We start from the raw sequence: 24095 nt of genomic DNA on the forward strand, positions 1-24095 counted from the left end.
ACTTTTCCGAAAACCTTGCCCTGGAAAGCTGCCTGAAAGCTTTCCCGGGCATGCTTAGCCCACCCACAGGCTGCAATGCCTGAAAGGAACCGCATGAACGCACTCTTTATCGGCTACGGCCGCATGGGCAGCGCCATTGGCGAGGCCTGGCTGGCCGCCGGGCTGGTGGACAGCATCAGCGCCGTCGACCCCCATCTGCAGGCATCCAGCAGTGCCAGCCTTTACCCCAGCCTGGAAGCGTTGCCGGCGCAGCCTTTCGAGCTGATCGTGGTGGCGACCAAGCCGGGCTATGCCTGCCAGGTGCTGGGCGAGCTGCCGGACGCTGTTTGCCAGGGTGCGGTGGTGATCTCGGTGGCGGCCGGCATCACCTGCGCCAGTCTCAGCCAGGGTCTGCGCCAGCGCTGCCCGGTGGTGCGGGTGATGCCCAACACCCCGGTACTGGTCGGCGCCGGCTGCACCGGCCTGTTCAGCGCCGATGCACTGGCGAGCGAGCGCCGCGAGCAGATTGCCCATCTGTTCAATGCCGTGGGCAAGGCCTACTGGGTCGAGCAGGAAGGTCAGCTGGACGCGGTCACCGCCCTGTCCGGCAGCGGCCCGGCCTATTACCACCTGTTCAGCGAGGCCCTGGCCAATGCTGGCGTGGCCCTCGGCCTGCCGGCCGAACTGGCCAAGGCCCTCGCCGCGCAGACCGCTTTCGGCGCCGCCTCGCTGCAGGTGCAGCCGCAAGCCGATTTCGTCGAACTGCGTACTGCCGTGACTTCGCCTAACGGCACCACGGCAGCCGCGATTGCCCGCTTCGAACAGGACCAGGCCATGCGCCAACTGGTCGAAGCAGCAGCCCGGGCGGCCTTTGTCCGCTCCCAGGAGCTCTCTCAGGGCGCCTGACCCGGCCCAGGGCGCAAGCCCGCGGCCACGCCGGATACACCGCAAGGGGGCTACCCGCCCGGTATCTGGCGCTTCCTACCTCGAGCCGACTCGTGCGGCACCCGGCCAGGCCACAAGCCCGGCCACCAAAAAGCCCGGCATCCGTCGGGCTTTTGCTTTTCTGAACCACGCATCCAGCGCTCAGACTGTCGCCCTGTTCCTGTTCTCGCATTCAAAGGTTGCCCCTTGGCGCGGGTGAGTGAACCGATCCAGCCTCACGGGGTCTGTCTGCTGTCGGTCCAGTCGGTAGCGCTGGCATGGCCATTTGCCGCCTGGGTAGCTCAGCCCGTGTGCCTGGCCGACCTCTTGTCGTGCCCGTTGACCGGGTGTTGTGTTCCCGCCAGATGAAGATTGTCCAATGTCCCGATCCCTTCCTTCCCTTGCCTGTTTCTCCTCGTTTCAGTGGCGCGTGCTTTGCGCCATCCTGCTCGGCGGCCTGCTGAGCGCCAACAGCCCGGCCTGGGCGCAGGAGGAGGGCGGCAATAGTCGCTGGGTCAGCGACAGCCTCACTACTTATGTGCGCAGCGGGCCGACCGATGGCTATCGCATCGTCGGTACGCTCAGTTCCGGGCAGAAGGTCGAGTTGCTGCGCAGTCAGGGTGATTACAGCCAGGTGCGCGGGGAAAATGGCGACGCGGTGTGGATTCCCACCCGCGACCTGCAGGAGATGCCCGGCCAGGCCGAGCGCCTGCCGCAGCTGCAGCAGAAGGTCGCCGACCTGAGTGCCGAGCTGAAGGGTATCGATGACACCTGGAAGACCCGGGTGCAGGGCATGCAGGAGACCCTGGATTCACGCAAGGCGCTGATCGACGAACTGCAGGCTGCGCGCAGTGATCTGGACAGCCAGTTGAACCAGGCTCAGGCCGAACTGCGCGAGGCTCGAGCCCAGCTGGGTGAAGAGCGCCAGCAGGTGCTGATGACCTACATGGTCTACGGTGGCGGCATCGCCGGAGCGGGTCTGTTTGCCGGCCTGATCCTGCCGACCATGCTGCGGGTACGGCGCAAGCGTAACGATCAATGGCTATGAGCAGGCCCTCAGACCTCTGCCTGCCAGCTCAGGGTCAGGGCTTCCTGCCAGGCGAAGCGCTCGAAGTGGCTGGCCACCACGTTCTGTAGACGTTCCAGGCTTTCCTGATCCTGGGTCTCCACGCGCAGGCGCAGGCCGCCTTCCTCGGCCAGCAACATTGACAGGCCGCCGTCGAACTGGATGCGGCCCTGTTGCTCGTCGAAGCTGACCGGGATCTTGTGGGCGAAGTGTTTGCACAGGCGGCTGATATAGCGGGCTGGTGTTTCGGTAGTGACGAAGGCGCTGCTGCGGTAAGTGGTCATAAGTCTTCCTGTTACCTGGGGCTTCAGTAGGCGAGCGTGAAACGCTGGCGGATGTGCTGCGGTTGTTCGGTTTCGTCGAGCAGGGCCACGGCCAGGTCGGCCACGGAGATGTGTCCGGGGGCATTGCCGTTCATCAGCAACTGCTCGCCGCCAAGACGGAACTGGCCGGTGCGCGGGCCCGGCTGGAGAAGGGCGGCAGGGGAGAGGAAGGTCCATTCCAGCTCCTGTTCGTCGCGCAGCTGGTTCAGGGCCTGGCGTGCGCCCTCGGCCCCTTCCTTGTATTCGGCGGGAAAGTCCGGCGTGTCGATCAGTTGCAGGCCAGGGGCGACATACAGGCTGCCGGCACCACCGACCACCAGCAGGCGTTTGACGCCGGCTGCTTTGCTCGCTGCGACAATGGCCTGCGAACCGGCGATGAACTGCTCGCGGATGTCGGCCTGTTCCCAGCCAGGGTTGAAGGCACTGAGCACGGCGTCGTGGCCACGCAGTTGCTCAGTGAGGGCGGCAACGTCACGTACATCGGCGCGCAGCGCGCTGAGTCGTTCATGGGCCGGCAGTTTTTCCGGGTGGCGAACCAGGGCGGTGACCTGGTGGCCGCGGTTCAGGGCTTCTTCCAGCAGGGCGCTGCCGACAAAGCCGGTGGCGCCGATCAGGGCGATTTTCATGAGAATGTCTCGGTGCGTTATGGGTGTAGCCATAATTGCAGCTGGATAAAGGCTAGAAAAAGACGCCTAATCCGCTTTGACAATGAAGTGGAGCTTAATAATGGAGCAGCTCAAGCGCATGGCCCTGTTCGCCACCGTGGTGGACAAGGGCTCCATGGTTGCCGCCGCCGACGCCCTGGGCATGACGGCTTCGGCGGTCAGCCAGCAGATTCGCCGCCTGGAGGAGAGCACTCAGCTCAGCCTGCTGCACCGCACCACCCGGCGCCTGACCCTGACCGAGGCCGGTGCGCAGCTGTACCAGAGCTGCCGGCAAATCGTCGAACTGGCCGAGCAGGCCGAACAACGCCTGGCCGAACTGCGTGATGCCCCGGTGGGCGAGTTGCGCATCGCCGCGCCTGTGGGGTTTTCCGGGCACCTGGTAACCAGTGCCCTGGCACCGTTGCTGCTGGCCCATCCGCAGCTGAGCCTGCGCCTGTTCTTTCAGGACGAGCAAATCGATCTGGTCGAGCAGCGCATCGACCTGGCCATCCGCGTGGGCAATCAGGAGGACTCCAGCCTGGTCGCCCGCCATGTCGGTGACTGGCCGATGCTGCTGTGCGCGGCCCCCAGCTACCTGGCACGCTGCGCCCGCATCGACGGGCCGGAGCACCTGAGCGGCCTGGACTGGCTGACCTTGGGCCACGAGCGTGGCGGCCAGCTGACCCTGCACGGCCCGGGCGGTGCTCTGCAGCGCCTGCGGGTAGAGGGCAGGGTGGTGTGTAACAACATTCTCTCGGTGCGCGAGTTCACCCTGGCCGGCATGGGCGTGTCGCTGCAGCCGGAACCGGAAGTGCGCGAGTTGCTGGCGCGTGGCGAGCTGCTGGTGGTGCTGCCGCAGTGGCAGCCAAGCGGCATCGGCGTCTACCTGGTAACCCCACGCCGCGACGCCCAGCCGGCCAAGGTGCGTTATGCCATCGAGGCGCTGCGCCGTGCACTGGGTGCTAGTTCGCTCGGATTGCCGTATAAGGGCGTGAAAACACCGATGGAGGCCCGTTCAGCTCGATGAAAACCCCGAAACGCCTGGAACCGTTGCTCGAAGATGGGTTGATCGACGAGGTGGTAAGGCCGCTGATGAGCGGCAAGGAAGCCTCGGTTTACGTGGTGCGTTGTGGCAGTGAACTGCGCTGCGCCAAGGTGTACAAGGAGGCCAACAAGCGTGGCTTCCGTCAGGCCGCCGAATATCAGGAAGGGCGCAAGACCCGCAACAGCCGCGACGCCCGCGCCATGGCCAAGGGCAGCAAGTACGGACGCAAGGAGCAGGAAGAGGCCTGGCAGAACGCCGAGGTGTCGGCCCTGTTCCGTCTGGCCAATGCCGGCGTCCGTGTGCCCAAGCCCTACGACTACCTCGACGGCGTGTTGCTGATGGAAATGGTCGACGACGGCCACGGCGATGCCGCGCCACGTCTCAACGATGTCGACCTGTTGCCCGAAGATGCCCGCGAATTCCATGCCTTCATGATCGGCGAGATCGTCAAGATGCTCTGTGCCGGCCTGGTACATGGTGACCTGTCGGAGTTCAACGTCCTGCTCGACCCCTATGGCCCGGTGATCATCGACCTGCCGCAGGCGGTGGATGCTGCGGCCAACAATCACGCCTTTCGCATGCTGGAACGCGATGTGCGCAACATGGCCGAGTATTTCGGCCAGTTCGCCCCGGAGCTGCTCGACACCCGCTATGCCAAGGAAATGTGGGCGCTGTTCGAAGACGGCAAGCTGACCCCCGAGACCCAGCTCACCGGTCTGTACGCCGAGCCGGAGAGCGAAGCGGACGTCGACTCGGTGATGCGCGAGATCAAGGCCGCCCTGGCCGAACAGGCGCGCCGTGACGCTATGCGCAACGCCGAAGACGCCCCGCGCGATGAGCCGCCACCGCCGCCTTGGGAGCGCTGAGGCCCGCCGAAACGAAAACGCCCGCTTGCTGCGGGCGTTTTTGCATGGGGCCGACGCTGCGTGTGTTGCAGGCCTTGGCCGAAATCCAGGCTCTATCATGGGCATCGCGGCCAAGGCCCCTCCTAGAGTTCGGTGTTACCTGAGTTGATCGCGGCTAAAGCCGCTCCCACGGCAGATAATCTGCACCCACCTGCGCAACTCCTGTGGGAGCGGCTTTAGCCGCGATTGGCGCTACCGGGCCACTTTCGCGACGCCGAAGAAGTGCCATTAGGATCGAGCAACGCTGTGGCTCTGGTAGCACGGCGGTACCGGTGTCCGGTCTGCTGTCCGGCGGGCTGCTGATGACCGTGCTACCGGTGGCTGCTCTGCGGAGTAAGGGCATCCCTGTGCAGTCAGTCTATGAGCGTCTTTCGCCGGGTTGCGGTGATGTGCTGAGTTCAATGCAGCCATCCCCGCGCAGGCGGCGCTGGATCAATCCCCGTGGATAGCGACTGCGACAGCATTTTCAGCGGCTGTGTGACAGGGGGTTGCGCGCTTTCCCGGGAGGCTGGCTAGAGGTTTTTTCGGTCAGTAGAGGGCTGTGATACGAGTGATTTTCGTTAGTTCCAGAATTACCTGAAGCCCCGTAACGATGCGGCTTTGGCTAATGCGAATCGCTTCGTGGGCTGTTTGATTTCTAGCCTTGACCGCAGCGATGTGAAGGTCGAAGCTTTCAGCCTGCACTGATGTTTCTGGAGAGGCGCTCATGAAAGGATCGACAGAGGTTGTCGATTATCTGAAGGATCTGCTGCGTGGCGAGCTGGCTGCGCGTGATCAGTATTTCCTCCACTCGCGGATGTACGAGGACTGGGGCTTCACCAAGCTCTACGAGCGCCTCAACCATGAGATGGAGGAGGAGACCGAGCACGCCGATGCCCTGCTCAAGCGCATCCTGTTCCTCGAAGCCACGCCGAACATGACGCCGAAGAAGATTCACCCCGGCGCCACCGTACCGGACATGCTACGTGCCGATCTCAAGCTGGAGTACGAAGTGCGCGAGGCCCTGGCCAAAGGCATCGAGCTGTGCGAGAAGCACGGTGACTTCGTCAGCCGCGAAATGCTTGAAGTGCAACTGCACGACACCGAGGAAGACCATGCCTACTGGCTGGAACAGCAACTCGGACTGATTGATCGCATTGGCTTGCAGAACTACCTGCAGTCACAAGCCTCCTGAGTCGTTCAGGTGTCAACAGAAGGGGAGCCTCAGGCTCCCCTTTTTTATGGACGCATTTCCGCATGACCAGCGCTAAGCCTTAAGAGCGGGCTGTGCAAATCGGGTTTCGACTCTTGTTTGTTATCAAGGTTCATTAGCTTTTGAAAATATTTCGCAATAACGGGTGCTGAGTTGTTATGATAAGTATTCTCATATAACTCCAGTTGTTCGGAAGTACCCCCATGTCCCTGACTCCCCTGCGTCCTCAAGACGCCGCTGCTGTTCGTTCGCCCATGGCTCTGCGCCCGCTGGCCATGGCTGTACACCTGCTCGCTGCCGGTAGCGTTTTAGCTGCCTTGCCGGTGTATGCCGCTGATACCTCTGGGGAGGCCGTGACGCTGGACGCCTTAGCAATTACTGGTGAGGCCGACACTGGCCTGGGTGAGGTGACCGAGGGCACCCAGTCCTACACCACCCGTGCCGCCAAGACGGCCACTCCGCTGAAGATGTCCCTGCGCGAGACGCCGCAGTCGGTCACCGTGGTGACGCAGCAGCGTATTCAGGATCAGGATCTGCAGACCATCACCGACGTGGTCAACAACACCACCGGTATTTCCCTGAACCGCTACGAAACCAGCCGTGGCCAGATCAATGCCCGCGGTTTCGAGCTCAACTCGCTGATGATCGACGGCGTGCCGACCATCTACGAGCAGCCGTGGAGTTCGGGTGAGATCTTCAGCAGCCTGGCCATGTACGACCGTGTCGAAGTGGTGCGTGGCGCCAACGGCCTGATGACCGGTGCCGGCGACCCTTCCGCTTCGCTGAACATGGTGCGCAAGCGGGCCAGCAGCCGCGAGCTGACCGGTTCGGTCGAGGTCAAGGCCGGCACCTGGGATACCTACGGCACCCTCGGTGATCTGTCCATGGCGCTCAACGAGGAAGGTACTATCCGCGCGCGCCTGGTCGGCGAGTACAACGAAGGTGACAGCTGGATCGACCTGCACTCCAACCAGCGTGAAACCTTCTACGGCACCATGGATATCGACCTGACGCCCGATACCACTCTGTGGTTCGGCGCCAGCCGGCAGGAAAACAAGTCCGACTCGCCGATGTGGGGTGGCCTGCCCGTCTGGTATGCCGACGGTGGTCGCACCAACTGGAGCCGCTCCAAGACCTCTTCGGCGAATTGGAGCCAGTGGGATACCACTTACGAGACCTACTTCGTCAATCTGGATCACACCTTCGCCAACGACTGGCAGGTCAACCTCAGCTACAACCGCGGCGAGCGGACCGGCGATTCCGCCCTGCTCTATCTCTCCGGCAATCCTGGCCGCGATGGCGCCAGCGGCATGTCCTCGTTCCCGGCGACCTATAAGACGGAAACCACCCAGGACGACTACAGCATCCGCTTCAGTGGCCCGTTCGCCCTGATGGGGCGTGATCACGATCTGGCCTTCGGCTATGTCCATAGCGAGCAGGACTTCGACGCCGATCAGGTGCCTGCGCTGAGCGGCTTCGGTGGGGTAGCGAATTTCGATGCCTACAAGGGTGATTTCGCCGAGCCAGTCTGGGGGCCACGCGGCGACTACGGCTACGGTGAGGTCGAGCAGCGCGGTGTCTATGCGGCGACCCGCCTTAACCTGAGCGACGACCTCAAGCTGATCCTCGGTGCGCGTGACAGCTTCTACGAGAAGACCAGCGAAGACATCTACTCGGCAGTCAGCAAGACCGACGTCGACAACGAAATCACGCCCTACGCCGGTATCGTCTACGACCTCACCGAAACCGTCTCGGCCTATGCCAGTTACACGGAAATCTTCCTGCCGCAGTCGGTGCGTGACAGCAACGGCCAGCAGCTGGATCCGATTACCGGCGAAAGCTACGAAACCGGCCTGAAGTTCGAGTTCTTCGACGGCCGCTTGAATGCTTCTGCTGCGATCTTCCAGATCAAGCAGGACAACCTGGGCCAGAGCACCGGTCAGCTGATCGATCCTACCGATCCGGTGGGCGGCTACGCCTACGAGGCCTCCGAAGGTGCAACCAGCAAGGGCTTCGAGCTGGAAGTGAATGGCGAGCTGGCTCCGGGCTGGAACCTGATGGCGGGCTACACCCAGTTCGACCTGGAAGACGCCGAGGGCGACGACGTCAACACGCTGTACCCGACCAAGCTGGTACGGACCTTTACCACCTACCGCGTGCCGGGCATCTTCAACGACAAGCTGACCATCGGCGGCGGCGTGAACTGGCAGGATGCCATCTACACCTACGCCACCAACCCGGCTGGCAACTCGGAGAAGATCGAGCAGGACGCCTACGCCCTGGTCAACCTGATGGCGCGTTACCAGATCACCGAGAACCTCTCGGCGCAGCTGAACGCCAACAACGTGACCGACGAGAAGTACTTCGACATCTTCGACGCCTACGGCGCCATGACCTACGGTGCTCCGCGCAGCTTCACCGCGTCGGCGAAGTACAGCTTCTAAGTCGCGTTAACGACGACAGGTCTGGCCTGTCGTCCACCGATAAGCCCAACGCCGGCCCTACGCCGGCGTTGGGTTTTTTGCTATCAGGTGTTTGTGCAGCAGCGGCTGCCGGTTGCCAGGTCGCGCAAGATCGGGCAGTCCGGCCGATGGTCGCCCTGGCAGTGCTGCACCAGCTCGTCCAGGGTGTCGCGCAGGGCGGTAAGCTCGGCGATCTTGCGGTTGAGCTCGTCGACATGGCCCTGCGCCAGCGCCTTCACGTCGGCGCTGGCGCGCTCGCGGTCCTGCCACAGCGCCAGCAGTTTGCCGACTTCCTCCAGGGAGAAGCCCAGGTCACGCGAGCGCTTGATAAAGGCCAGTACGTGCAGGTCCTGCTCAGCGTACTGCCGGTAGCCGCTGACCGTGCGTCCGGCTGGTCGCAGCAGGCCGGTGGCCTCGTAGTAGCGGATCATTTTGGCGCTGAGGCCGCTCTGCTGGGCGGCTTGGCCGATATTCATGGTCGCTCTCCACTGTCTCGTAGCCCGGGTGAAACCCGGGAATGGCTGGCCCCGGATTGCATCCGGGCTACGGCATCACTGTTTCTTGGGCTTCCAGGTATTGAGCAGCAGCGCGTTGCTGACCACGCTGACGCTGGACAGGGCCATGGCAGCGCCGGCGAGCATGGGGTTGAGCAGGCCGAAGGCGGCCAGCGGAATACCCACGGCGTTGTAGACGAAGGCCCAGAACAGGTTTTGACGAATCTTGTGCCAGGTGCGCTGGCTGATCTCCAGGGCGGCCGGCACCAGGCGCGGGTCGCCGCGCATTAGGGTGATGCCGGCGGCGTGCATGGCCACGTCGGTGCCGCCGCCCATGGCGATGCCGACATCGGCGGCGGCCAGAGCCGGTGCGTCGTTGATGCCGTCACCGACCATGGCCACGTGGGCGCCGTTCTGCTTGAGGGCGGCGATATGCGCGGCCTTTTCTTCCGGCAGTACCTGGGCATGCACCCGGTCGATGCCCAGTGCCTGGCCAACGGCCCCGGCGCTGCCGGCGTTGTCGCCACTGATCAGGTGGCACTCGATGTTGCGCTCATGCAGGGCCTGAATGGCTTGCTGTGATCCTTCCTTGAGGCTGTCACCGAAGGCCAGCAGGCCCAGTACCTGGGGCTGCGGCTGGAACTGCAGCAGCCAGGACAGGGTGCGCCCCTCGGCTTCCCAGGCCGTGGCCTGTTGTTGCAGGTCGCTGTTGAGCTGCTGTTCTTCGAGCAGGCGCTGGTTGCCCAGGGCTAGCGTCAGACCTTCCACCTCGCCGCGAATGCCGCGCCCGGCCAGCACCTGGCTGGCGCTGATGCCGGGCAGGGCGATTTCGCGCTCCTTGGCGGCAACCAGCACGGCATGCGCCAGTGGGTGTTCGCTGCCTTGCTGCAGGGCGCCGGCCAGGCGCAGCAACTCGGCTTGCTCGATTCCCGTCGTGGCCAGATGTACGACGCGCGGCTGGCCCGAGGTGAGCGTGCCGGTCTTGTCGAAGGCCACCACGGAAACCTGCTGGGCCAGCTCCAGGGCTTCGGCATCCTTGATCAGAATGCCGTGGCGCGCGGCCACGCCGGTGCCAGCCATGATCGCCGCCGGCGTGGCCAGGCCCAGCGCACAGGGGCAGGCGATCACCAGCACGGCCACGGCGTTGATCAGTGCCTGTTCGATCCCGACGCCCGCCAGCCACCAGCCCGCCAGTGTGGCCAGGGCGATCAGCAGCACGACCGGCACGAATACGGCGCTGACCCGATCCACCAGTTTCTGGATTGGAGCCTTGGCCGCCTGGGCGTCTTCCACCAGGCGGATGATGCGCGCCAGCACGCTTTCCCCGCCCAGGGCCGTGGTACGCACGATCAACCGGCCATCACCGTTGATGGCCCCGCCGATCACCCGATCACCCGGACCCTTGGCCTGCGGCAGGCTCTCGCCGCTGATCAGCGCTTCGTCAGCCTGGCTGTGGCCTTCGAGTACTTCGCCGTCGACCGGGAAGCGCTCGCCGGGTCTGACTACCACCTGGTCGTCCAGGCGCAGGTCGGCGATGGCGACGCTTTCCTCGCGGCCATCGACCAGGCGCTTGGCCTGATCCGGGCGCAGGGCTTCGAGGGCGCGGATGGCGGCGCCGGTCTGACGTTTGGCGCGGCTTTCCAGGTACTTGCCGAGCAGTACCAGGGCGATCACCACGGAGGAAGCCTCAAAATACAGATGCGGTGGATGGTGGTCGCTGGCGGTTGCCCACAGGTACAGGCTCAGGCCATAGGCGGCGCTGGTGCCCAGTGCCACCAGCAGATCCATGTTGCCACTGCCGGCGCGCACGGCTTTCCAGGCGGCACGGTAGAAGCGCGCGCCGAGCACGAACTGCACCGGCGTGGCCAGGGCGAATTGCACCCAGGCTGGCAGCATCCAGTGCAGGCCGGCCCACTCGGCGAACATAGGCAACACCAGTGGCGCAGCCAGCAACAGGGCGGCCAGCACGGCCAGGCGTTCACGGCGCAGGGCCGCCTGGGGCGCCTGAGCGGGTGCGGAATCGACCAGGCGGGCGCTGTATCCCGCGTCTTCGACCGCATCGAGCAGGGCGCGGCTGCTGGCGCCGGCGAGCAGTTCGACACGGGCCCGTTCGCTGGCCAGATTGACGCTCACGCTACGGACTCCCGGCACCTTGCCCAGTGCCCGCTCGATGCGGCCGACGCAGCTGGCGCAGGTCATGCCGCTGATGGCCAGCTCCAGGCGTTGCGAGAGCACCCGGTAGCCGGCCTGTTCGACGGCTGCCAGCAGCTCGCCCAGGCGTTCGGGTGGTGCCGTGACCCGCGCCTGTTCACTGGCCAGGTTGACGCTGCTCTGCTGCACGTCGGGCACCTTGGCCAGGGCGCGCTCGACGCGGCCGGCGCAACCTGCGCAGGTCATGCCTTGGATGGGAATGTCGAAAGTCTGCATCGTGCTCATCGGGGCGACTCCTCCGGATTCGTCCCTAGGATCAACCTTGACGCCAGGGCAAGGTCAAGCGCCCGAGTGTCGCGCTCAGTAGTTGAGGGGCGCCGGAATCAGGCGAATACCCTGATTGTCCATGGCGATCCGGTACTTCTGTACTTCGCCGACCGTGATCCGCAGGGTTTGGCTGCGCAGTTGCTCGAAGCGTGGCTGGCAGCCGCCCCCGCCGAGCTGGCCAAGGCGCACCTGGATTTCGCCTGGTGGCAGGTTGAGGGTGACCGACTGCCCCTGGTACAGGCGTGCAGTCAGGTTGCCCTGTAGGTACAGGCCGATATCACAGGGCGTGGACACTTCCAGGCGCTCGCGCGACACCGTCAGCACGCCATAGTCGATAGGCGTCGGCAAGGTCATCGTGGCCTGCGGAGTGGGCGCCATCTGTACCGGGTTGGCCGGCGCGACGGGAGGCTCAGAAGGGGCTTCGTCGGCGTGGACGGTGAGGCTGAGCAGGCAGAGCAGGGTGAGGCAAAGGCGCATGCGGCTGTCTCCTTGGTCTGTCTGCAGCTTGGGTCAGTTGAGCGCGCAGGACAAGTTTGCGGCTTGACCTTGCCACGGTGGCAGGCTCCACGGTGAAGAGGTCAATCAGATGAGGAGGCACCACCATGCATGTTCTGAAAGTGTCCGGCATGACCTGCGGACATTGTGTCCGCGCCATTACCCGTGCTCTGCAGGCCGGTGACCCGGCGGCTCAGATCCAGGTCGATCTCGGCGCGGGTGAGGTACGGGTCGCCAGTGTGCAGAGCCTGGAGCAACTGCTGCAGGCTGTTCGCGATCGGGGTTACCAGGCCGAGGCCGTCTGATCCCGGAAGGCTTGCAGCCGCCGGCTGAGCCTACTCGGCTCAGGCCGGTGCCTGCCAGTCGTGCAGCAGGCCCTGCAACTGCGCGTCGATCATGGGGCCTGTGTCGGTCAACGGGTCGAACAGGCTGGGGTCGCGGGTCCAGTCGGTGAACAGGCCGACAATCAGGGCGTGCAGGGCGCGGGCGGCCAGGCGCGGGGTCATGCCCTGACGCAGGCGCGCGCGGTTGGTGGGTTGCGCCAGCAGGTTCTCCACCAGTTCGATGAACTGGTTGATGAAGGCGTCGTGGCGCTCCTTGGCTTCGCGCAGTTCAGCGGTGAATTCGCAGCGGTGCAGCAGGATGGTGAAGACCCGGCGCTTCTGTTCATCACGGGCCAGATTCTCGATGGCCTCCACGCAGAGTTCGCGCAGGCCCAGCAGGGCGTCGCCACCGGTGCAGGCGCACAAGCGCTCAGCCATCTGTTCTGGCGGCAGGCGTATCTGATTGAGCATTTCGTGGAACAGGTGCGCCTTGTTCTCGAAGTGCCAGTACACGGCGCCACGAGTCACGCCGGCAGCGCTGGCGATCTGTTCCAGGCTGCTGTGGGCCACACCTTTTTCCAGAAACAGTTGTTCGGCTGCGGCGAGGATGGCGACGCGGGTTTGTTCTGCTTGTTCTTTGGTTCTGCGCATGTCGGGTAGAAGGATTCGGACTAGGCTCTGTGCTGGGGAACGCAGTGTAGCGATATTTGCGCCATTCATTTGTTTACAGTCATGTATGTATGTAATTAGCATTCCCGGCTGCCCGAATTAAACGTCACGGAGACGACATATGCCTGCTCGCCAACCTTCCCTCACGCTCGCAATCCTCGGTTTCGGGTTGCTGCTCGGTGCACAGGCGCAAGCCGCAGAGAGCGGTGGTCAGCAGATGCCGCCGCCCGAGGTGGTGGTGGAGGCGGTCAAGGTCGAGTCGCTGCCGCTGCAGTTCGAATATCCGGCGCGTACCGCGGGCTTCCGCGAGGTTCAGGTAAGGGCCCAGGTCAGCGGCATTCTGCAGGAGCGCACCTATCAGGAGGGCAGCCAGGTCAAGCAGGGGCAGGTGCTGTTCCGCATCGATCCGCGTCCTTATCAGGCTGCCCTGGCGCGAGCCAAGGGCGCGCTGGCCCAGGAGCAGGCGCGCTACCGGCAGACCGAGCGCGACCTCAAGCGTATCCGCGAGCTGCAGAAGAAGGGCTTCGCCAGCGAGAGTGAGCTGGACAACGCCATCTCCAACTTCGAGCAGAGCAAAGCCAACATCGAAGCGGCCAAGGCCGAGGTTCAGTCCAAGCAGATCGACCTCGACTACACCACGGTGGAGGCGCCGATTTCCGGCATCACCAGCAAGGAAACGGTGTCCGAGGGCAGCCTCATGGTGGCGGGCGATCCCAATGCCAGTCTGCTGACCCAGATCACCCAGCTCGACCCTATCTACGTCAACTTCGCGGCGCCCGACCGTGAGGTATCCGATGTGCGCAGTGGCCTGCAAAGTGGCGCGCTGGTGCGCGAGGGCGGCCAGGAGATGAGCGTGGAGATCAAGTACGGCGATGGCAGCAGCTACCCGCTGCAGGGCAAGGTGGACTTCACCGACAGCACCATCGACCGCAGCACCGGCACCGTCAGCGTGCGCGCCGTGGTGCCCAACCCGGACCAGGCGCTGATGCCGGGTCAGTTCGTGCGCGTGGTGGTCAAGGGCATCAGCAAGCCCAACGCCATCACCGTGCCGGAGCGCGCGATATCCCAGGGGCCGAACGGTACTTTCGTCTATGTGGTGGACCAGGAGGGCCTGGCCCGCGTGCGGCCCGTGAGCACCGCCCATACCGCCGAGGGACGCTGGGTGGTGGAAAGCGGTATCGAGGCCGGCGACAAGGTCATCGTCGAAGGGCTACCCAAGGTTCGGCCGAACGCGCCGGTCAAGGTGGTCGACAAGCCCGCTGCCGCTGCGCAGCAGTAAGAGGGCCTGGCCATGATCTCCAAGTTCTTCATCGACCGGCCGGTGTTCGCCGCGGTCATCTCCATCGTCATCATTCTGGCCGGTCTGTCGGCGATGAAGGCGCTGCCCGTGGCCCAGTATCCGCAGATTCTGCCGCCGCAGGTGTCGGTGTCGGCCAGCTATCCGGGCGCCAGCGCCCAGGTCATTGCCGAGACCGTGGCCGCGCCGCTGGAGCAGGAAATCAATGGCGTCGAGGGCATGATCTACCAGCTCTCCAACTCGGCCGCCAGCGGCGCCATGAGCCTGTCGGTGTACTTCGCGGTGGGCCGTGACCCGGATCAGGCCACTATCGATGTCAACAACCGGGTGCAGGCCGCCCTGGCCAAGCTGCCGGAGGAAGTGCGCCGGCAGGGGGTGAAGGTGGAGAAGAAGTCTTCGGACATTCTCCAGGTGGTCACCCTCTACTCGCCGGACAACTCAAAAGACCCGATCTTCATTTCCAACTACGCGCTGATCAATGTCATCGACGAGCTCAAGCGTCTGCCTGGCGTCGGTGATGTCAGTCAGTTCGGCTCCAAGGACTACTCCATGCGCATCTGGCTGCGGCCGGACAAGCTGGCCCAGTACGACCTGACGCCGACCGATGTGGTCAATGCCATCCGCGAGCAGAACTCGCAGTTCGCCGCCGGCAGCTTCGGTCAGCAGCCGCTGCAGACGCCGCAGGACTTTACCTACACGGTGACCACTCAAGGGCGTTTCACCGATCCCAAGGAGTTCGAGAGCGTGATTCTGCGCTCGGATGCCACCGGTGCCAGCCTGTTGCTCAGGGACGTGGCGCGCATCGAGCTGGGCGCCCAGGACTATGCCCTGGTGACCAGCCTCAACGGCCAGCAGAACGCCGCGTTCGGTGTCTATCTGCAGCCTGGCGCCAATGCGCTGGATACCGCCGAGGCGGTACAGAACACCCTGGAGCGCCTGTCCAAGCGTTTCCCCGAAGGTATCACCTACAAGATCCCCTACGACACCACCAAGTTCGTCAAGGTATCGATTGAGGAGGTGGTCCATACCTTCGGCGAAGCACTGGTGCTGGTTGTGCTGGTGGTGTTCCTGTTCCTGCAGAACTGGCGCGCCACGCTGATCCCGGTGCTGGCCATCCCGGTATCGCTGGTCGGCACCTTCGCCGGCATGTATGCCCTGGGTTTTTCCATCAACCTGCTGACCCTGTTCGGCCTGGTGCTGGCCATCGGTATCGTGGTGGACGACGCCATCGTGGTGATCGAGAACGTCGAGCGTGTGATGCGCACCAAGAAGCTGGCCGCCCGCGAAGCGGCCATCGAGGCGATGGAAGAGGTCACGGGCCCGATCATCGCCATCGTCCTGGTGCTGTGCGCCGTGTTCGTGCCGGTGGGCTTTCTCGGCGGGTTGGCGGGCGAGATGTACAAACAGTTCGCCATCACCATCGCCGTGTCGGTGGTGATTTCCGGCATCGTCGCTTTGACCCTGTCGCCAGCACTCTGCGCTTTGTTGCTGAAGGATGAACACAGGGAACCGGCGGCACCGTTCCGGGCCTTCAACCGCTTCTTCGATAAGTTGACCGACGGCTATGGCGCCGGCGTGGCTTTCTTCCTCAAGCGCTCGCTGATTGGCCTGCTGTTGTTCGGCGGCATGATTGTCCTGACCATCGGGCTGTTTGCTCGCGTGCCGGGGTCGTTGGTGCCTGACGAGGATCAGGGCTATGTGATCAACGCCTACTTCCTGCCACCGGCGGCCTCGATCAACCGTACCGATGCGCTGACCCACGACTTCACCGAGCAGCTGATGAAGCATCCCGCGGTGGAGGATGTGGTGACGTTCGCCGGTTTTGACGTGCTGACCTCCGGCCAGCGTACCAACGCCGGGGTTAGCTTCGTACCGCTCAAGGACTGGTCCGAGCGCACCACGCCGGAGTTGGACGCGCGCAACCTGACCCGAGAGTTCATGGGCATGGGGTTGTCCGAGAAGGACGGCGTGGTCATGAGTTTCAACCCGCCGCCGATTACCGGCATGAGCACTACCGGTGGTTTCGAGGGCTATATCCAGGACCGTGGTGGCGCCGGCGTCGAGCAGATGGCGGCCAAGGTGCAGGAGTTCCTCGCCGCGGCCCAGAAACGCCCGGAGCTGGCCGGGGTGCAGAGTACCTTCAGTGCCAACGTGCCGCAGTACTACATCGACCTCGACCGCACCAAGGCGCGTGCCCTGGGCGTGTCGATCAGCGATGTGTTCACCGCCATGCAGGCCACCTTCGGCAGCTACTATGTCAACGACTTCACCCTGTACGGCCGCACCTGGCAGGTCAGCCTGCAGTCGGAGTCGGAGTTCCGTCGCAAGCCGGAAGACCTGTCGCAGGTCTATGTACGCGCTTCGGGTGGCGACCTGGTGCCGCTGACTACCCTGATCAAGGTCAAGCGTATCCTCGGCCCGGATACCTACGCGCGCTTCAATGTCTATCCGGCGGCGAAGATCCTCGGTGGCCCGGCGCCGGGTTACAGCTCCGGTCAGGCGCTGACGGCCATCCAGGAGGTGGCTGATGAGGTGCTGGGCAGCGAATACAGCCTGGGCTGGATCGGCTCGGCCTACCAGGAAGTGGCGACCCAGGGTTCGGGCAGCACGGCGTTCGTCTTCGGTCTGATCATGGTGTTCCTGATCCTCGCGGCCCAGTACGAGCGCTGGACGCTACCGCTGGCGGTAGTCACCGCGGTGCCCTTCGCCGTGTTCGGTGCGATCCTGGCCGTGTGGCTGCGTGGCATCCAGAACGATGTGTACTTCCAGGTTGGTCTGGTCACCCTGATCGGCCTGGCGGCGAAGAACGCCATTCTTATCGTCGAGTTCGCCGTGCTGCTGCGTGCCGAGGGCAAGGGTATCTTCGAATCGGCGTTCGAGGCGGCCAAATTGCGCTTCCGTCCCATCGTGATGACCTCGCTGGCCTTCATCCTCGGCTGCGTGCCACTGGCCATCAGCACCGGGGCGGGTTCCGCCAGCCGTCATTCCATCGGTACCGGGGTGATTGGCGGCATGCTCGCCGCCACTCTGCTGGCAACCTTCATGATCCCGATGTTCTACCTGCTGGTGGAGTCGCTGGGAGAAAAGCTGGGGCGCAACAAGAAAACGGCGACCCCCCACGAGCCGCACTGACAGCGACAATCTGTCAGCCTGTAAGCGGGCGCCCACCGGGCGCCCTTGGTTTTTTCGGGGGCAACCCCGCACTGGATGACTCATGAGCTTTCGTATTTTGTTGATCCTTGGCGCTCTGAGTGCTTTCGGGCCCATGGCCATCGACTTTTACCTGCCGAGCTTTCCTACCTTGGCCAAGGCGTTCGGCACGGATGTCGAACACATTCAGCTGTCGCTGGCGTCCTACTTCGCCGGTGTTGCGCTGGGGCAGTTGATCTATGGCCCCCTGGCCGATCGTTTCGGCCGGCGCCGTCCGCTGCTGGCGGGCGTGGTGCTGTTCGTGCTGGCGTCGCTGGCCTGTGCCCTGGCACAGAGTCTGGAGTGGTTGATCGTCGCGCGCTTCGTGCAGGCGCTGGGCGGCTGTGCCGGCATGGTCATCTCGCGCGCGGTGGTGCGTGATTTGTGCGACCCGCTGGCTTCGGCCAAGGCGTTTTCCAAGCTGATGCTGGTGATGGGCGTGGCGCCTATCCTTGCGCCCCTGGGCGGCGGTATTTTGCTGCACCTGTTCGGTTGGCAGTCGATCTTTTATGGGCTGATGCTGTTCGGTGCGCTCTGCCTGATTGGCGTGCTGCTCTGGCTGCCGGAAACCCGTTCGCCCTCGCTGCCGGCGCAACCTCTGCGTGGTGCGCTCGGGCGCTACTGGCGTCTGCTGCACGACCCTCTGCTGATCGGTTATGGCATCACGGGAGGGGTGGCCATGGCCGGCATGTTCGCCTACATCTCCGGTTCACCCTTCGTCTTCATCGAGCTGTATGGCGTGTCGGCGGAGAACTACGGTTGGCTGTTCGGCATGAATGCTGCCGGTTTCATCATCACCGCCCAGTTCAATGGCTGGTTGTTGCGCCATCACGGCCCTGGCTACTGGCTCAAGCGCACTGTCTGGGTCTACCTGGCGTCGGCGCTGGCGTTGCTGTTGGTGGCCATGCAGCAGCCGGAGCCGCTCTGGCCGTTGCTGCTGCCGCTGTTCGTTTGCATGGCCAGCCTGTCGTGCATTCTGCCCAATGCCACTGCCTGCGCCATGGCTGGGCAGGGCGCGCAGGCCGGCAGCGCTTCGGCACTGATCGGTTCCTTGCAATTCTGCGTGGCGGCCGGCGCGTCTATTGTGGTCGGCGTGCTGCACGACGGCACGGCCCGGCCGATGGCGCTGGTCATCATGCTGTGTGGGGCGCTGACCGTGGTATTGGCGCTGTTGACCACTCGCCACGCGCGCAAGCTGTCGCTGGAGTTCTGAGTCAGCTCAGCTGGCGCTGCGTACCGCCGGCGCATTGCGCCAGGGCAGGGGGTGTGGTGCCTGCAGGCGCGCGCGCAGGATGCGGACGAACTCCTGTGCTTCGGCTTCACTGCGGAAACTCACGCCGTGCTGATCCAGGCACACCTGCCAGCGTGTCCCGCTGGCGCTTTGCATGGGGCGAATGAGAATGTTCATCGCTGCTCTCCAGATCGATCCGGAGATTGCAGTCTAGGCGCGAATCGGCCTCTCGCCATGATCTGGATCAACTCGCCGATTGCTCGCTGCTACGTAGCCAGTGGGCGAGTTGCAGTGCACTCAGCGGACGGCTGAACAGATAGCCCTGACATTGTTCGCAGCCCAGCTGACGCAGGGCCAGCAGCTGCTCGCGGGTTTCCACACCCTCGGCCAGTACGTTCAGCTTGAGGCTGCGGGCCAGGCCGATGATGGTGGCGGTGATCTCCAGATTGGCCTGATCCTGGGGCACGCCCTGCATGAAGCTCTGGTCGATCTTCAGCTTGTCCAGGGGGAAGCGCCGCAGGTAGGCAAGGGAGGAGTAGCCGGTGCCAAAGTCGTCGATGGCCAGTTTGATCCCCAGCGCCTTCAGGGCGGCCAGTGTTGCCTGGGCCTGTTCTAGGTTCTCCATCAGCGCCCCTTCGGTTATTTCCAGCTCCAGGTATTCGGCCGGCAGGCCGCTGTCGTGCAGGGCGTCGCGCACCTGTTGCACCAGGTCGGCCTGGCGGAACTGGCGCGGCGACAGGTTGACGGCCAGGGTTTGCAGGCTCAGGCCTTGCTGGCGCCAGAACTGCATCTGCCGGCAGGCCTCGCGCAGTACCCAGGTGCCGATGGGGACTATCAGTCCGGTGTCTTCGGCCAGGGGGATGAATTGGGCTGGGGAAACCATGCCCTCGTGGCTGTTCCAGCGCAGCAGCGCTTCCACGCCGATGGCACTGCCGTCGCTGGCGCTGACCAGCGGCTGGTAGTGCAGGGTGAATTCATTGCGTTTAAGCGCCTGGCGCAGGCGGCCTTCGAGGCTTAGACGGGTGTGCGCTTGATGAGTCAGCCCCTGGGTATAGAAGCGGAAGGTGTTACGCCCTTCCTGCTTGGCCTGGTGCAGAGCGCTGTCGGCATTGCGCAGCAGATCGTCGCTGTTCGTACCGTCGTCCGGGTACAGGCTGATGCCGATACTGGCACTCAGATAGGCCTCGTGACCGCTGCCCAATGGCAGGGGGCGTTCCAGCAGTTCGATCAGGGTGCGGGCAATGCCGGCGGCTTCCTCCGGGCGCTGCAGGTTCTCCAGCACCACCAGAAACTCGTCGCTGCTCAGGCGGGCCAGGGTGTCTTCGTTGCGCAACCGTTTTTGCAGGCGCCGGGCCACGGCGATCAGCAACTCGTCGCCGACCTTGTGACTGAGGCTCTCGTTGATGGTCTTGAAGTTGTCCAGGTCGAAATACAGCAACGCTACCCGTTCCCCGTGGCGTTGGGCATGTTCCAGCGCGTGGTTCAGGCGTTCCAGGGCGTAGAGCCGGTTGGGCAGGTCGGTGAGGGTGTCGAAGTGGGCCAGGTGGGCCAACCGCTCCTGGCTTTCGCGGTACTGGCTGAGATCGGTGAAGGTCATGACGTATTGCGGCTGGCTGGGATCGCAGTCACGTATCCGGCTGACTGTCAGCCAGAAGGGAAAGGATGAGCCGTCCGCCTTGCGTCCACTGAGTTCACCTTGCCAGCTGCCACTGCGTTGTACCCGGCGCCACAGATCGCGGTAGCGCATGCGTTCCACGCTGGTGCCGGGTTTGAGGGGCAGGCGCCCGCCGATGGCCTGTTGCGGGCCCAGGCCGGTGATCAGGCTGAAGGCCGGGTTGCAGGTAATGATGCGCCGTCTGGCATCGAGTATCACCACTGCCTCCTGAGTGCTCTCGAACACCGCGGCCGCCTGGCGCAGGGCCAGTTCGTGCTGCTTATGCAGGCCAATATCCTCGAGCACTGAGATGAAGTAGTGCGGCTCGCCGTTGGTATGCCGTACCAGGGTGGCATTGAGCTTGGCCCACAGGATGCTGCCGTCATGGCGCAGGTAGCGCTTCTCCAGGGTCAGGCGATTGATGTCGTTGTTCAGCAGGCGCTGGGTTTGCTCCAGATCCTTGAGCAGGTCGTCCGGGTGGGTGATGTCCTGGAAGGTCAGCTGCAGCAACTGCTCACGCTGGTAACCGAGCATCTGGCACAGCCGCTGGTTGACGCGCAGCCACTGCCCATCCGGCGCCAGATGGGCGATGCCGACGGCGGCCTGCTCGAAAGTGGCGCGAAAGCGCAGTTCGCTCTGCAGGCGTTCGCTGTCGCGCTGATGCTGGCGAACCGCGAGCCCGGCCAGGCGGGTGAATTCGGTGACCAGGGCCACGTCTTCCTGCGCCGGGCGGGTTGGGTGGCGGGAGTAGATGCCGAATACGCCGAGCACCTGGCCCTGGTCGTTCTTGAACGGCAGGGACCAGCAGGCGCGCAGCCCCGCGTGCAGGGCCGCATCACGATATTCCGCCCAGTAAGGGTCCTTGAGAATATCTTCGGTCACGGTCAGCTCGCCGCTGGCGGCGGCATGGCTGCAGCTGCCCAAACCGAGCTGGGCAGGGAGACCATCAATCAGCGCGATGTAGTCGGTCGGCAGGCTGGGGGCGGCCATTACGCGCAGCTTGCCGTACTCCAGGCTGAGGACGGAGATCATCATCTGCGGGCTGATCTGCTCCAGGCGCTGGGTCATGTCGCCTAGCGTTTCATGCAGCGGGCGCTGTGCCAGCATGCGGTCGAGCACCGCATTGCGGGCTTGCTGCAGGGCCAGGCTATGGCGGTGCTCGTCGATGTCGCTGAGGCTGCCGCGCAGGCCCAGTTCCGGGCTGACCTCCGTGCCCAGACGCAGGGCGACCCAGAGCTGACGGCCGTTGGCGTTGCGCAGGCGCAACTCGCCGAGCCAGGTGCTGCTCCGGTGCGAGAGGATGGCGGACATCTGCTCGGCGAGCAGTTCCCGGTGGTTATCCTCGATGAAGTCGAGCAGTGGAGTGCCCAGGCTTTCCTGAATGCTGTAGCCGGTAATGGACACCCACGCCGGGTTGAGGAAGGTCAGGCGCCCGCCGGTATCGGTGAGGAAGATGGCTTCGTGCAGCTGTTCGACCAGTTCGCGATAACGCGCTTCGCTGGCCTCCAGGGACTGATGCGCAAGCTGCTGTTGCCTCAGGTCGATATCGACGCAGTACATCTCCAGCTGATTGCGTGCGTTGTGGATGATCAGGTGGCTGGAGTAGACGTGAACTGCGCTGCCGTCACGGTGGCGCAGAGTGATCTCGCTGGCCGGTATGGCCGGGCCGCCGATCATCCAGGCGTTGATATTGCTGATCACTTGGGCCTGGTGCGCCGGTGGGATGATCAGCTCTTCAAGACGCCGGCCCATGGCCTCGGCCACGCTGTAGCCGTAGAGCTGGGTGCTGGCCTGGTTCCAGAAGATCACCCGACGTTCCCGGTCGTAGCCCTGTACGGCGATGTGCGGGGTCTGTTCGAACAACTGGCGGAAGCGCTGTTCGCTTTCGCGCAGGGCCTGTTCGTCGCGTTTCTGGCTGCTGATGTTCTGCACGCTGCCATGGGCCGTACCGCCGGCATCCGCGCTACCGCGTAGCATCAACCACACCGACGTCTCGCTACTCGGGCGGTTGAGGCGGGCATTGACCAGCAATGGCGCCCCACCTTTCAGGGTGGCCTCCAGGGCCCGTTGCACGGCATTGCGGTCGGCCGGATGGAGCCAGCTCAGCAGTTCGTCGAGTGTGCTGCGATTGTCTCTATCCGGGCGCTCGAACAGGTGGAGTGCCTCGGCAGACCAGGCGAACTGCTGGCCATCGTATTCCCAGCTGCCCAGGCCGACATCGCGCTGGGTCTGCTGCAACAGCAGCAAACGCTGGCGCATTCCCTGCTCCAGGTGTTGCTGGGTGCGCAGTTCATAACGGCACAGCAACAGAATCAGCAGGCTGCTGAGGGCAACGAAGGCCAGCCCCTTGACGGTTTGCAGCCTGTGCAGGGTGGCATCGTCGAACGGCAGCGCCTGTAGCAGCAGGTCGCTGAGCAAGATCCAGGCGATGCTGAAGGCCAAGTAGGCCCCGGCGATACGCAGCGGGCGGGAGAGGTTGGGTTGCATCCTGAACCCTCGGCAAACACAAACTGAAACCGACCCGGAACTCCTGTTGGCCGGGCTGGTTTCAGTCTAGTCGCTACCGTCGTGCCTGCTGGCACTTTGTCATGGACGGTCGTGGTGCCAGCTCGTATGAACGGTGGTTCAGAACCCCTCCAGCACGATCTTGCCCTTGGCCCGGCCGCTTTCCAGCAGGCTGTGGGCCTTGCGCAGATTGCTGGCGTTGATGCTGCCGAAATGCTCGCCCAGAGTGGTGCGCAGCACGCCATCGTCGATCAGTTGCGCGACCCGGTTGAGCAGGCGGTGCTGCTCGACCATGTCGGCGGTCTGGAACAGCGAGCGGGTGTACATGAACTCCCAGTGCAGCGACAGGCTCTTGCGTTTGAGCTTGATTACGTCCAGCTGCGCCGGGTCGTCGATCAGCGCCAGGCGGCCCTGCGGGCGCAGGGCTTCGACCAGGGCGTCGAAGTGCAGATCGGTTTGGGTCAGGCTGGCGACCATGTCTACCTGTTCGATGCCGAGGGCCTGCAGTTGCGGCAGCAGCGGCTGGCTGTGGTCGATGACATGGTGCGCGCCCAGCTCAGTGACCCAGGCCCGGGTTTCCGGACGCGAGGCGCTGCCGATTACCGTCAGGTTGGTGAGTTTGCGTGCCAGTTGCAGCAGGATCGAGCCAACCCCGCCTGCGGCGCCCATCACCAGCAGGTTCTGGCCGTCGCCCTGGCCTTCACGCACCTGCAGGCGTTCGAACAGCAGTTCCCAGGCGGTGATGGCGGTCAGCGGCAGGGCGGCGGCGCGGGCGAAATCGAGCGAGCCGGGCATGCGCCCGACGATGCGTTCATCCACCAGGTGCAGTTCGCTGTTGCCGCCGGCACGGTCGATGGCGCCGGCATAGAACACCTTGTCACCGGGGCGGAACTGTTTGACCTCGCTGCCCACCGCGCGCACCACGCCGGCCACGTCCCAGCCCAGCACCTTGGCCTGGCCGGCCTCCGGCGCCACGTTGCGGCGGATCTTGGTGTCCACCGGGTTGACCGAGATGGCGTGAACTTCCACCAGCAAATCGCGCGGGCCGGGCTGTGGCACTGGCAGTTCGACGTCGAGGAGGGCCTCGGGCTGGTCGATGGGCAGGTTCTGGTAGTAGGCGATGGCTTTCATCCGGGCTCTCCGCGAAGTCGGTGGCATGCAGCTTAGTCTGCGTGGTTGGCATGGTCTTTTATCTGTATGGCGAGAAAAACCCGGCTGCA

Annotated in this window: 20 protein-coding genes; 10 read left to right on the forward strand and 10 right to left on the reverse strand. The window is 64.2% G+C overall.

Translation table 11 applies throughout. From position 1 onward, the window contains the following. Positions 1 to 93 precede the first annotated feature (93 nt). Both proC and ACF8C6_RS00565 read left to right on the forward strand, forming a co-directional pair. Positions 94 to 885, forward strand: coding sequence for a pyrroline-5-carboxylate reductase (gene proC / locus ACF8C6_RS00560; RefSeq protein ID WP_392497529.1), 792 nt, complete (start codon positions 94 to 96; stop codon positions 883 to 885). A 397-nt stretch (positions 886 to 1282) separates the two neighbouring features. After that, complete coding sequence (locus ACF8C6_RS00565) at positions 1283 to 1951, forward strand: TIGR04211 family SH3 domain-containing protein (protein ID WP_392497530.1); 669 nt, start codon at positions 1283 to 1285, stop codon at positions 1949 to 1951. An 8-nt stretch (positions 1952 to 1959) separates the two neighbouring features. Here the strand turns inward: ACF8C6_RS00565 and ACF8C6_RS00570 are convergent, their stop codons facing one another. Then, positions 1960 to 2253, reverse strand: a complete 294-nt coding sequence (locus ACF8C6_RS00570; protein WP_392497531.1) for a DUF2218 domain-containing protein — start codon at positions 2251 to 2253, stop codon at positions 1960 to 1962. Between the two features lie 23 nt (positions 2254 to 2276). Next, the gene (locus tag ACF8C6_RS00575) at positions 2277 to 2918 is read right to left on the reverse strand and encodes an NAD(P)-dependent oxidoreductase (RefSeq protein ID WP_392497532.1); all 642 of its coding nucleotides are present in this window, start codon (positions 2916 to 2918) and stop codon (positions 2277 to 2279) included. A gap of 100 nt (positions 2919 to 3018) precedes the next feature. Here ACF8C6_RS00575 and ACF8C6_RS00580 point away from each other — a divergent pair, with 100 nt between their 5' ends. Together ACF8C6_RS00580 and ACF8C6_RS00585 are read left to right on the forward strand one after the other, a co-directional pair. After that, positions 3019 to 3963: a LysR family transcriptional regulator gene (locus ACF8C6_RS00580; protein WP_392497533.1), complete on the forward strand. Its 945-nt coding sequence runs from the start codon at positions 3019 to 3021 to the stop codon at positions 3961 to 3963. Further along, positions 3960 to 4847: a PA4780 family RIO1-like protein kinase gene (locus ACF8C6_RS00585; RefSeq protein ID WP_392497534.1), complete on the forward strand. Its 888-nt coding sequence runs from the start codon at positions 3960 to 3962 to the stop codon at positions 4845 to 4847. The genes ACF8C6_RS00580 and ACF8C6_RS00585 overlap by 4 nt, the downstream gene beginning before the upstream one ends. A 567-nt stretch (positions 4848 to 5414) precedes the next feature. Here ACF8C6_RS00585 and ACF8C6_RS00590 read toward each other — a convergent pair. Further along, on the reverse strand, positions 5415 to 5594 hold the full coding sequence (locus ACF8C6_RS00590) for a hypothetical protein (protein ID WP_392497535.1): 180 nt from the start codon (positions 5592 to 5594) through the stop codon (positions 5415 to 5417). Here ACF8C6_RS00590 and bfr point away from each other — a divergent pair. Both bfr and ACF8C6_RS00600 read left to right on the forward strand, forming a co-directional pair. Then, positions 5593 to 6060, forward strand: a complete 468-nt coding sequence (gene bfr, locus ACF8C6_RS00595; RefSeq protein WP_277689898.1) for a bacterioferritin — start codon at positions 5593 to 5595, stop codon at positions 6058 to 6060. The genes ACF8C6_RS00590 and bfr overlap by 2 nt on opposite strands. Before the next feature lie 221 nt (positions 6061 to 6281). Continuing rightward, complete coding sequence (locus ACF8C6_RS00600) at positions 6282 to 8522, forward strand: TonB-dependent siderophore receptor (RefSeq protein ID WP_392497536.1); 2241 nt, start codon at positions 6282 to 6284, stop codon at positions 8520 to 8522. 83 nt (positions 8523 to 8605) lie between these two features. On the opposite strand, the gene cueR is transcribed toward ACF8C6_RS00600, so the two are convergent. From cueR to ACF8C6_RS00615, 3 genes are all read right to left on the reverse strand, one after another. After that, positions 8606 to 9016: a Cu(I)-responsive transcriptional regulator gene (cueR, locus tag ACF8C6_RS00605; RefSeq protein WP_392497537.1), complete on the reverse strand. Its 411-nt coding sequence runs from the start codon at positions 9014 to 9016 to the stop codon at positions 8606 to 8608. A gap of 75 nt (positions 9017 to 9091) precedes the next feature. After that, the gene (locus tag ACF8C6_RS00610) at positions 9092 to 11470 is read right to left on the reverse strand and encodes a heavy metal translocating P-type ATPase (RefSeq protein ID WP_392497538.1); all 2379 of its coding nucleotides are present in this window, start codon (positions 11468 to 11470) and stop codon (positions 9092 to 9094) included. Positions 11471 to 11545: 75 nt separating this feature from the next. After that, entirely contained in the window at positions 11546 to 11890 is a 345-nt protein-coding gene (locus ACF8C6_RS00615; RefSeq protein WP_392497865.1) for a hypothetical protein, read from the reverse strand. 224 nt (positions 11891 to 12114) lie between these two features. Between ACF8C6_RS00615 and ACF8C6_RS00620 the strand changes: the two genes are divergently transcribed. After that, entirely contained in the window at positions 12115 to 12312 is a 198-nt protein-coding gene (locus ACF8C6_RS00620; protein WP_392497539.1) for a heavy-metal-associated domain-containing protein, read from the forward strand. A 39-nt stretch (positions 12313 to 12351) separates the two neighbouring features. Here ACF8C6_RS00620 and ACF8C6_RS00625 read toward each other — a convergent pair whose 3' ends face one another. Next, entirely contained in the window at positions 12352 to 12981 is a 630-nt protein-coding gene (locus ACF8C6_RS00625) for a TetR family transcriptional regulator (protein ID WP_392497540.1), read from the reverse strand. 139 nt (positions 12982 to 13120) lie between these two features. Between ACF8C6_RS00625 and ACF8C6_RS00630 the strand changes: the two genes are divergently transcribed. From ACF8C6_RS00630 to ACF8C6_RS00640, 3 genes are all read left to right on the forward strand, one after another. Next, positions 13121 to 14278: an efflux RND transporter periplasmic adaptor subunit gene (locus tag ACF8C6_RS00630; protein ID WP_392497541.1), complete on the forward strand. Its 1158-nt coding sequence runs from the start codon at positions 13121 to 13123 to the stop codon at positions 14276 to 14278. Between the two features lie 12 nt (positions 14279 to 14290). Continuing rightward, a complete protein-coding gene (locus ACF8C6_RS00635; RefSeq protein ID WP_392497542.1) occupies positions 14291 to 17428 on the forward strand; it encodes an efflux RND transporter permease subunit in 3138 nt (1045 codons plus the stop codon). Between the two features lie 82 nt (positions 17429 to 17510). After that, the gene (locus ACF8C6_RS00640) at positions 17511 to 18698 is read left to right on the forward strand and encodes a Bcr/CflA family multidrug efflux MFS transporter (protein WP_392497543.1); all 1188 of its coding nucleotides are present in this window, start codon (positions 17511 to 17513) and stop codon (positions 18696 to 18698) included. 6 nt (positions 18699 to 18704) lie between these two features. On the opposite strand, the gene ACF8C6_RS00645 is transcribed toward ACF8C6_RS00640, so the two are convergent. From ACF8C6_RS00645 to ACF8C6_RS00655, 3 genes are all read right to left on the reverse strand, one after another. Continuing rightward, the gene (locus tag ACF8C6_RS00645) at positions 18705 to 18893 is read right to left on the reverse strand and encodes a hypothetical protein (protein ID WP_392497544.1); all 189 of its coding nucleotides are present in this window, start codon (positions 18891 to 18893) and stop codon (positions 18705 to 18707) included. 67 nt (positions 18894 to 18960) lie between these two features. Further along, entirely contained in the window at positions 18961 to 22857 is a 3897-nt protein-coding gene (locus ACF8C6_RS00650; protein WP_392497545.1) for an EAL domain-containing protein, read from the reverse strand. A 138-nt stretch (positions 22858 to 22995) separates the two neighbouring features. Continuing rightward, complete coding sequence (locus tag ACF8C6_RS00655) at positions 22996 to 24006, reverse strand: zinc-binding alcohol dehydrogenase family protein (protein ID WP_392497546.1); 1011 nt, start codon at positions 24004 to 24006, stop codon at positions 22996 to 22998. Positions 24007 to 24095: the final 89 nt, after the last annotated feature.

The sequence above is a fragment of the Pseudomonas sp. zbq_18 genome (assembly GCF_043102245.1).
GTDB lineage: Bacteria > Pseudomonadota > Gammaproteobacteria > Pseudomonadales > Pseudomonadaceae > Aquipseudomonas.

What these genes read in the sequence shown, in the direction of transcription:
- ACF8C6_RS00575 (WP_392497532.1), bottom strand. Translation starts at nt 2,918, where the DNA reads ATGAAAATCGCCCTGATCGGCGCCACCGGCTTTGTCGGCAGCGCCCTG.
- ACF8C6_RS00580 (WP_392497533.1), top strand. Translation starts at nt 3,019, where the DNA reads ATGGAGCAGCTCAAGCGCATGGCCCTGTTCGCCACCGTGGTGGACAAG.
- ACF8C6_RS00590 (WP_392497535.1), bottom strand. Translation starts at nt 5,594, where the DNA reads ATGAGCGCCTCTCCAGAAACATCAGTGCAGGCTGAAAGCTTCGACCTT.
- ACF8C6_RS00585 (WP_392497534.1), top strand. Translation starts at nt 3,960, where the DNA reads ATGAAAACCCCGAAACGCCTGGAACCGTTGCTCGAAGATGGGTTGATC.
- ACF8C6_RS00625 (WP_392497540.1), bottom strand. Translation starts at nt 12,981, where the DNA reads ATGCGCAGAACCAAAGAACAAGCAGAACAAACCCGCGTCGCCATCCTC.
- ACF8C6_RS00610 (WP_392497538.1), bottom strand. Translation starts at nt 11,470, where the DNA reads ATGAGCACGATGCAGACTTTCGACATTCCCATCCAAGGCATGACCTGC.
- ACF8C6_RS00570 (WP_392497531.1), bottom strand. Translation starts at nt 2,253, where the DNA reads ATGACCACTTACCGCAGCAGCGCCTTCGTCACTACCGAAACACCAGCC.
- ACF8C6_RS00640 (WP_392497543.1), top strand. Translation starts at nt 17,511, where the DNA reads ATGAGCTTTCGTATTTTGTTGATCCTTGGCGCTCTGAGTGCTTTCGGG.
- ACF8C6_RS00635 (WP_392497542.1), top strand. Translation starts at nt 14,291, where the DNA reads ATGATCTCCAAGTTCTTCATCGACCGGCCGGTGTTCGCCGCGGTCATC.
- proC (WP_392497529.1), top strand. Translation starts at nt 94, where the DNA reads ATGAACGCACTCTTTATCGGCTACGGCCGCATGGGCAGCGCCATTGGC.
- ACF8C6_RS00645 (WP_392497544.1), bottom strand. Translation starts at nt 18,893, where the DNA reads ATGAACATTCTCATTCGCCCCATGCAAAGCGCCAGCGGGACACGCTGG.
- cueR (WP_392497537.1), bottom strand. Translation starts at nt 9,016, where the DNA reads ATGAATATCGGCCAAGCCGCCCAGCAGAGCGGCCTCAGCGCCAAAATG.
- ACF8C6_RS00600 (WP_392497536.1), top strand. Translation starts at nt 6,282, where the DNA reads ATGTCCCTGACTCCCCTGCGTCCTCAAGACGCCGCTGCTGTTCGTTCG.
- ACF8C6_RS00620 (WP_392497539.1), top strand. Translation starts at nt 12,115, where the DNA reads ATGCATGTTCTGAAAGTGTCCGGCATGACCTGCGGACATTGTGTCCGC.
- ACF8C6_RS00650 (WP_392497545.1), bottom strand. Translation starts at nt 22,857, where the DNA reads ATGCAACCCAACCTCTCCCGCCCGCTGCGTATCGCCGGGGCCTACTTG.
- ACF8C6_RS00655 (WP_392497546.1), bottom strand. Translation starts at nt 24,006, where the DNA reads ATGAAAGCCATCGCCTACTACCAGAACCTGCCCATCGACCAGCCCGAG.
- ACF8C6_RS00565 (WP_392497530.1), top strand. Translation starts at nt 1,283, where the DNA reads ATGTCCCGATCCCTTCCTTCCCTTGCCTGTTTCTCCTCGTTTCAGTGG.
- ACF8C6_RS00630 (WP_392497541.1), top strand. Translation starts at nt 13,121, where the DNA reads ATGCCTGCTCGCCAACCTTCCCTCACGCTCGCAATCCTCGGTTTCGGG.
- ACF8C6_RS00615 (WP_392497865.1), bottom strand. Translation starts at nt 11,890, where the DNA reads ATGGCGCCCACTCCGCAGGCCACGATGACCTTGCCGACGCCTATCGAC.
- bfr (WP_277689898.1), top strand. Translation starts at nt 5,593, where the DNA reads ATGAAAGGATCGACAGAGGTTGTCGATTATCTGAAGGATCTGCTGCGT.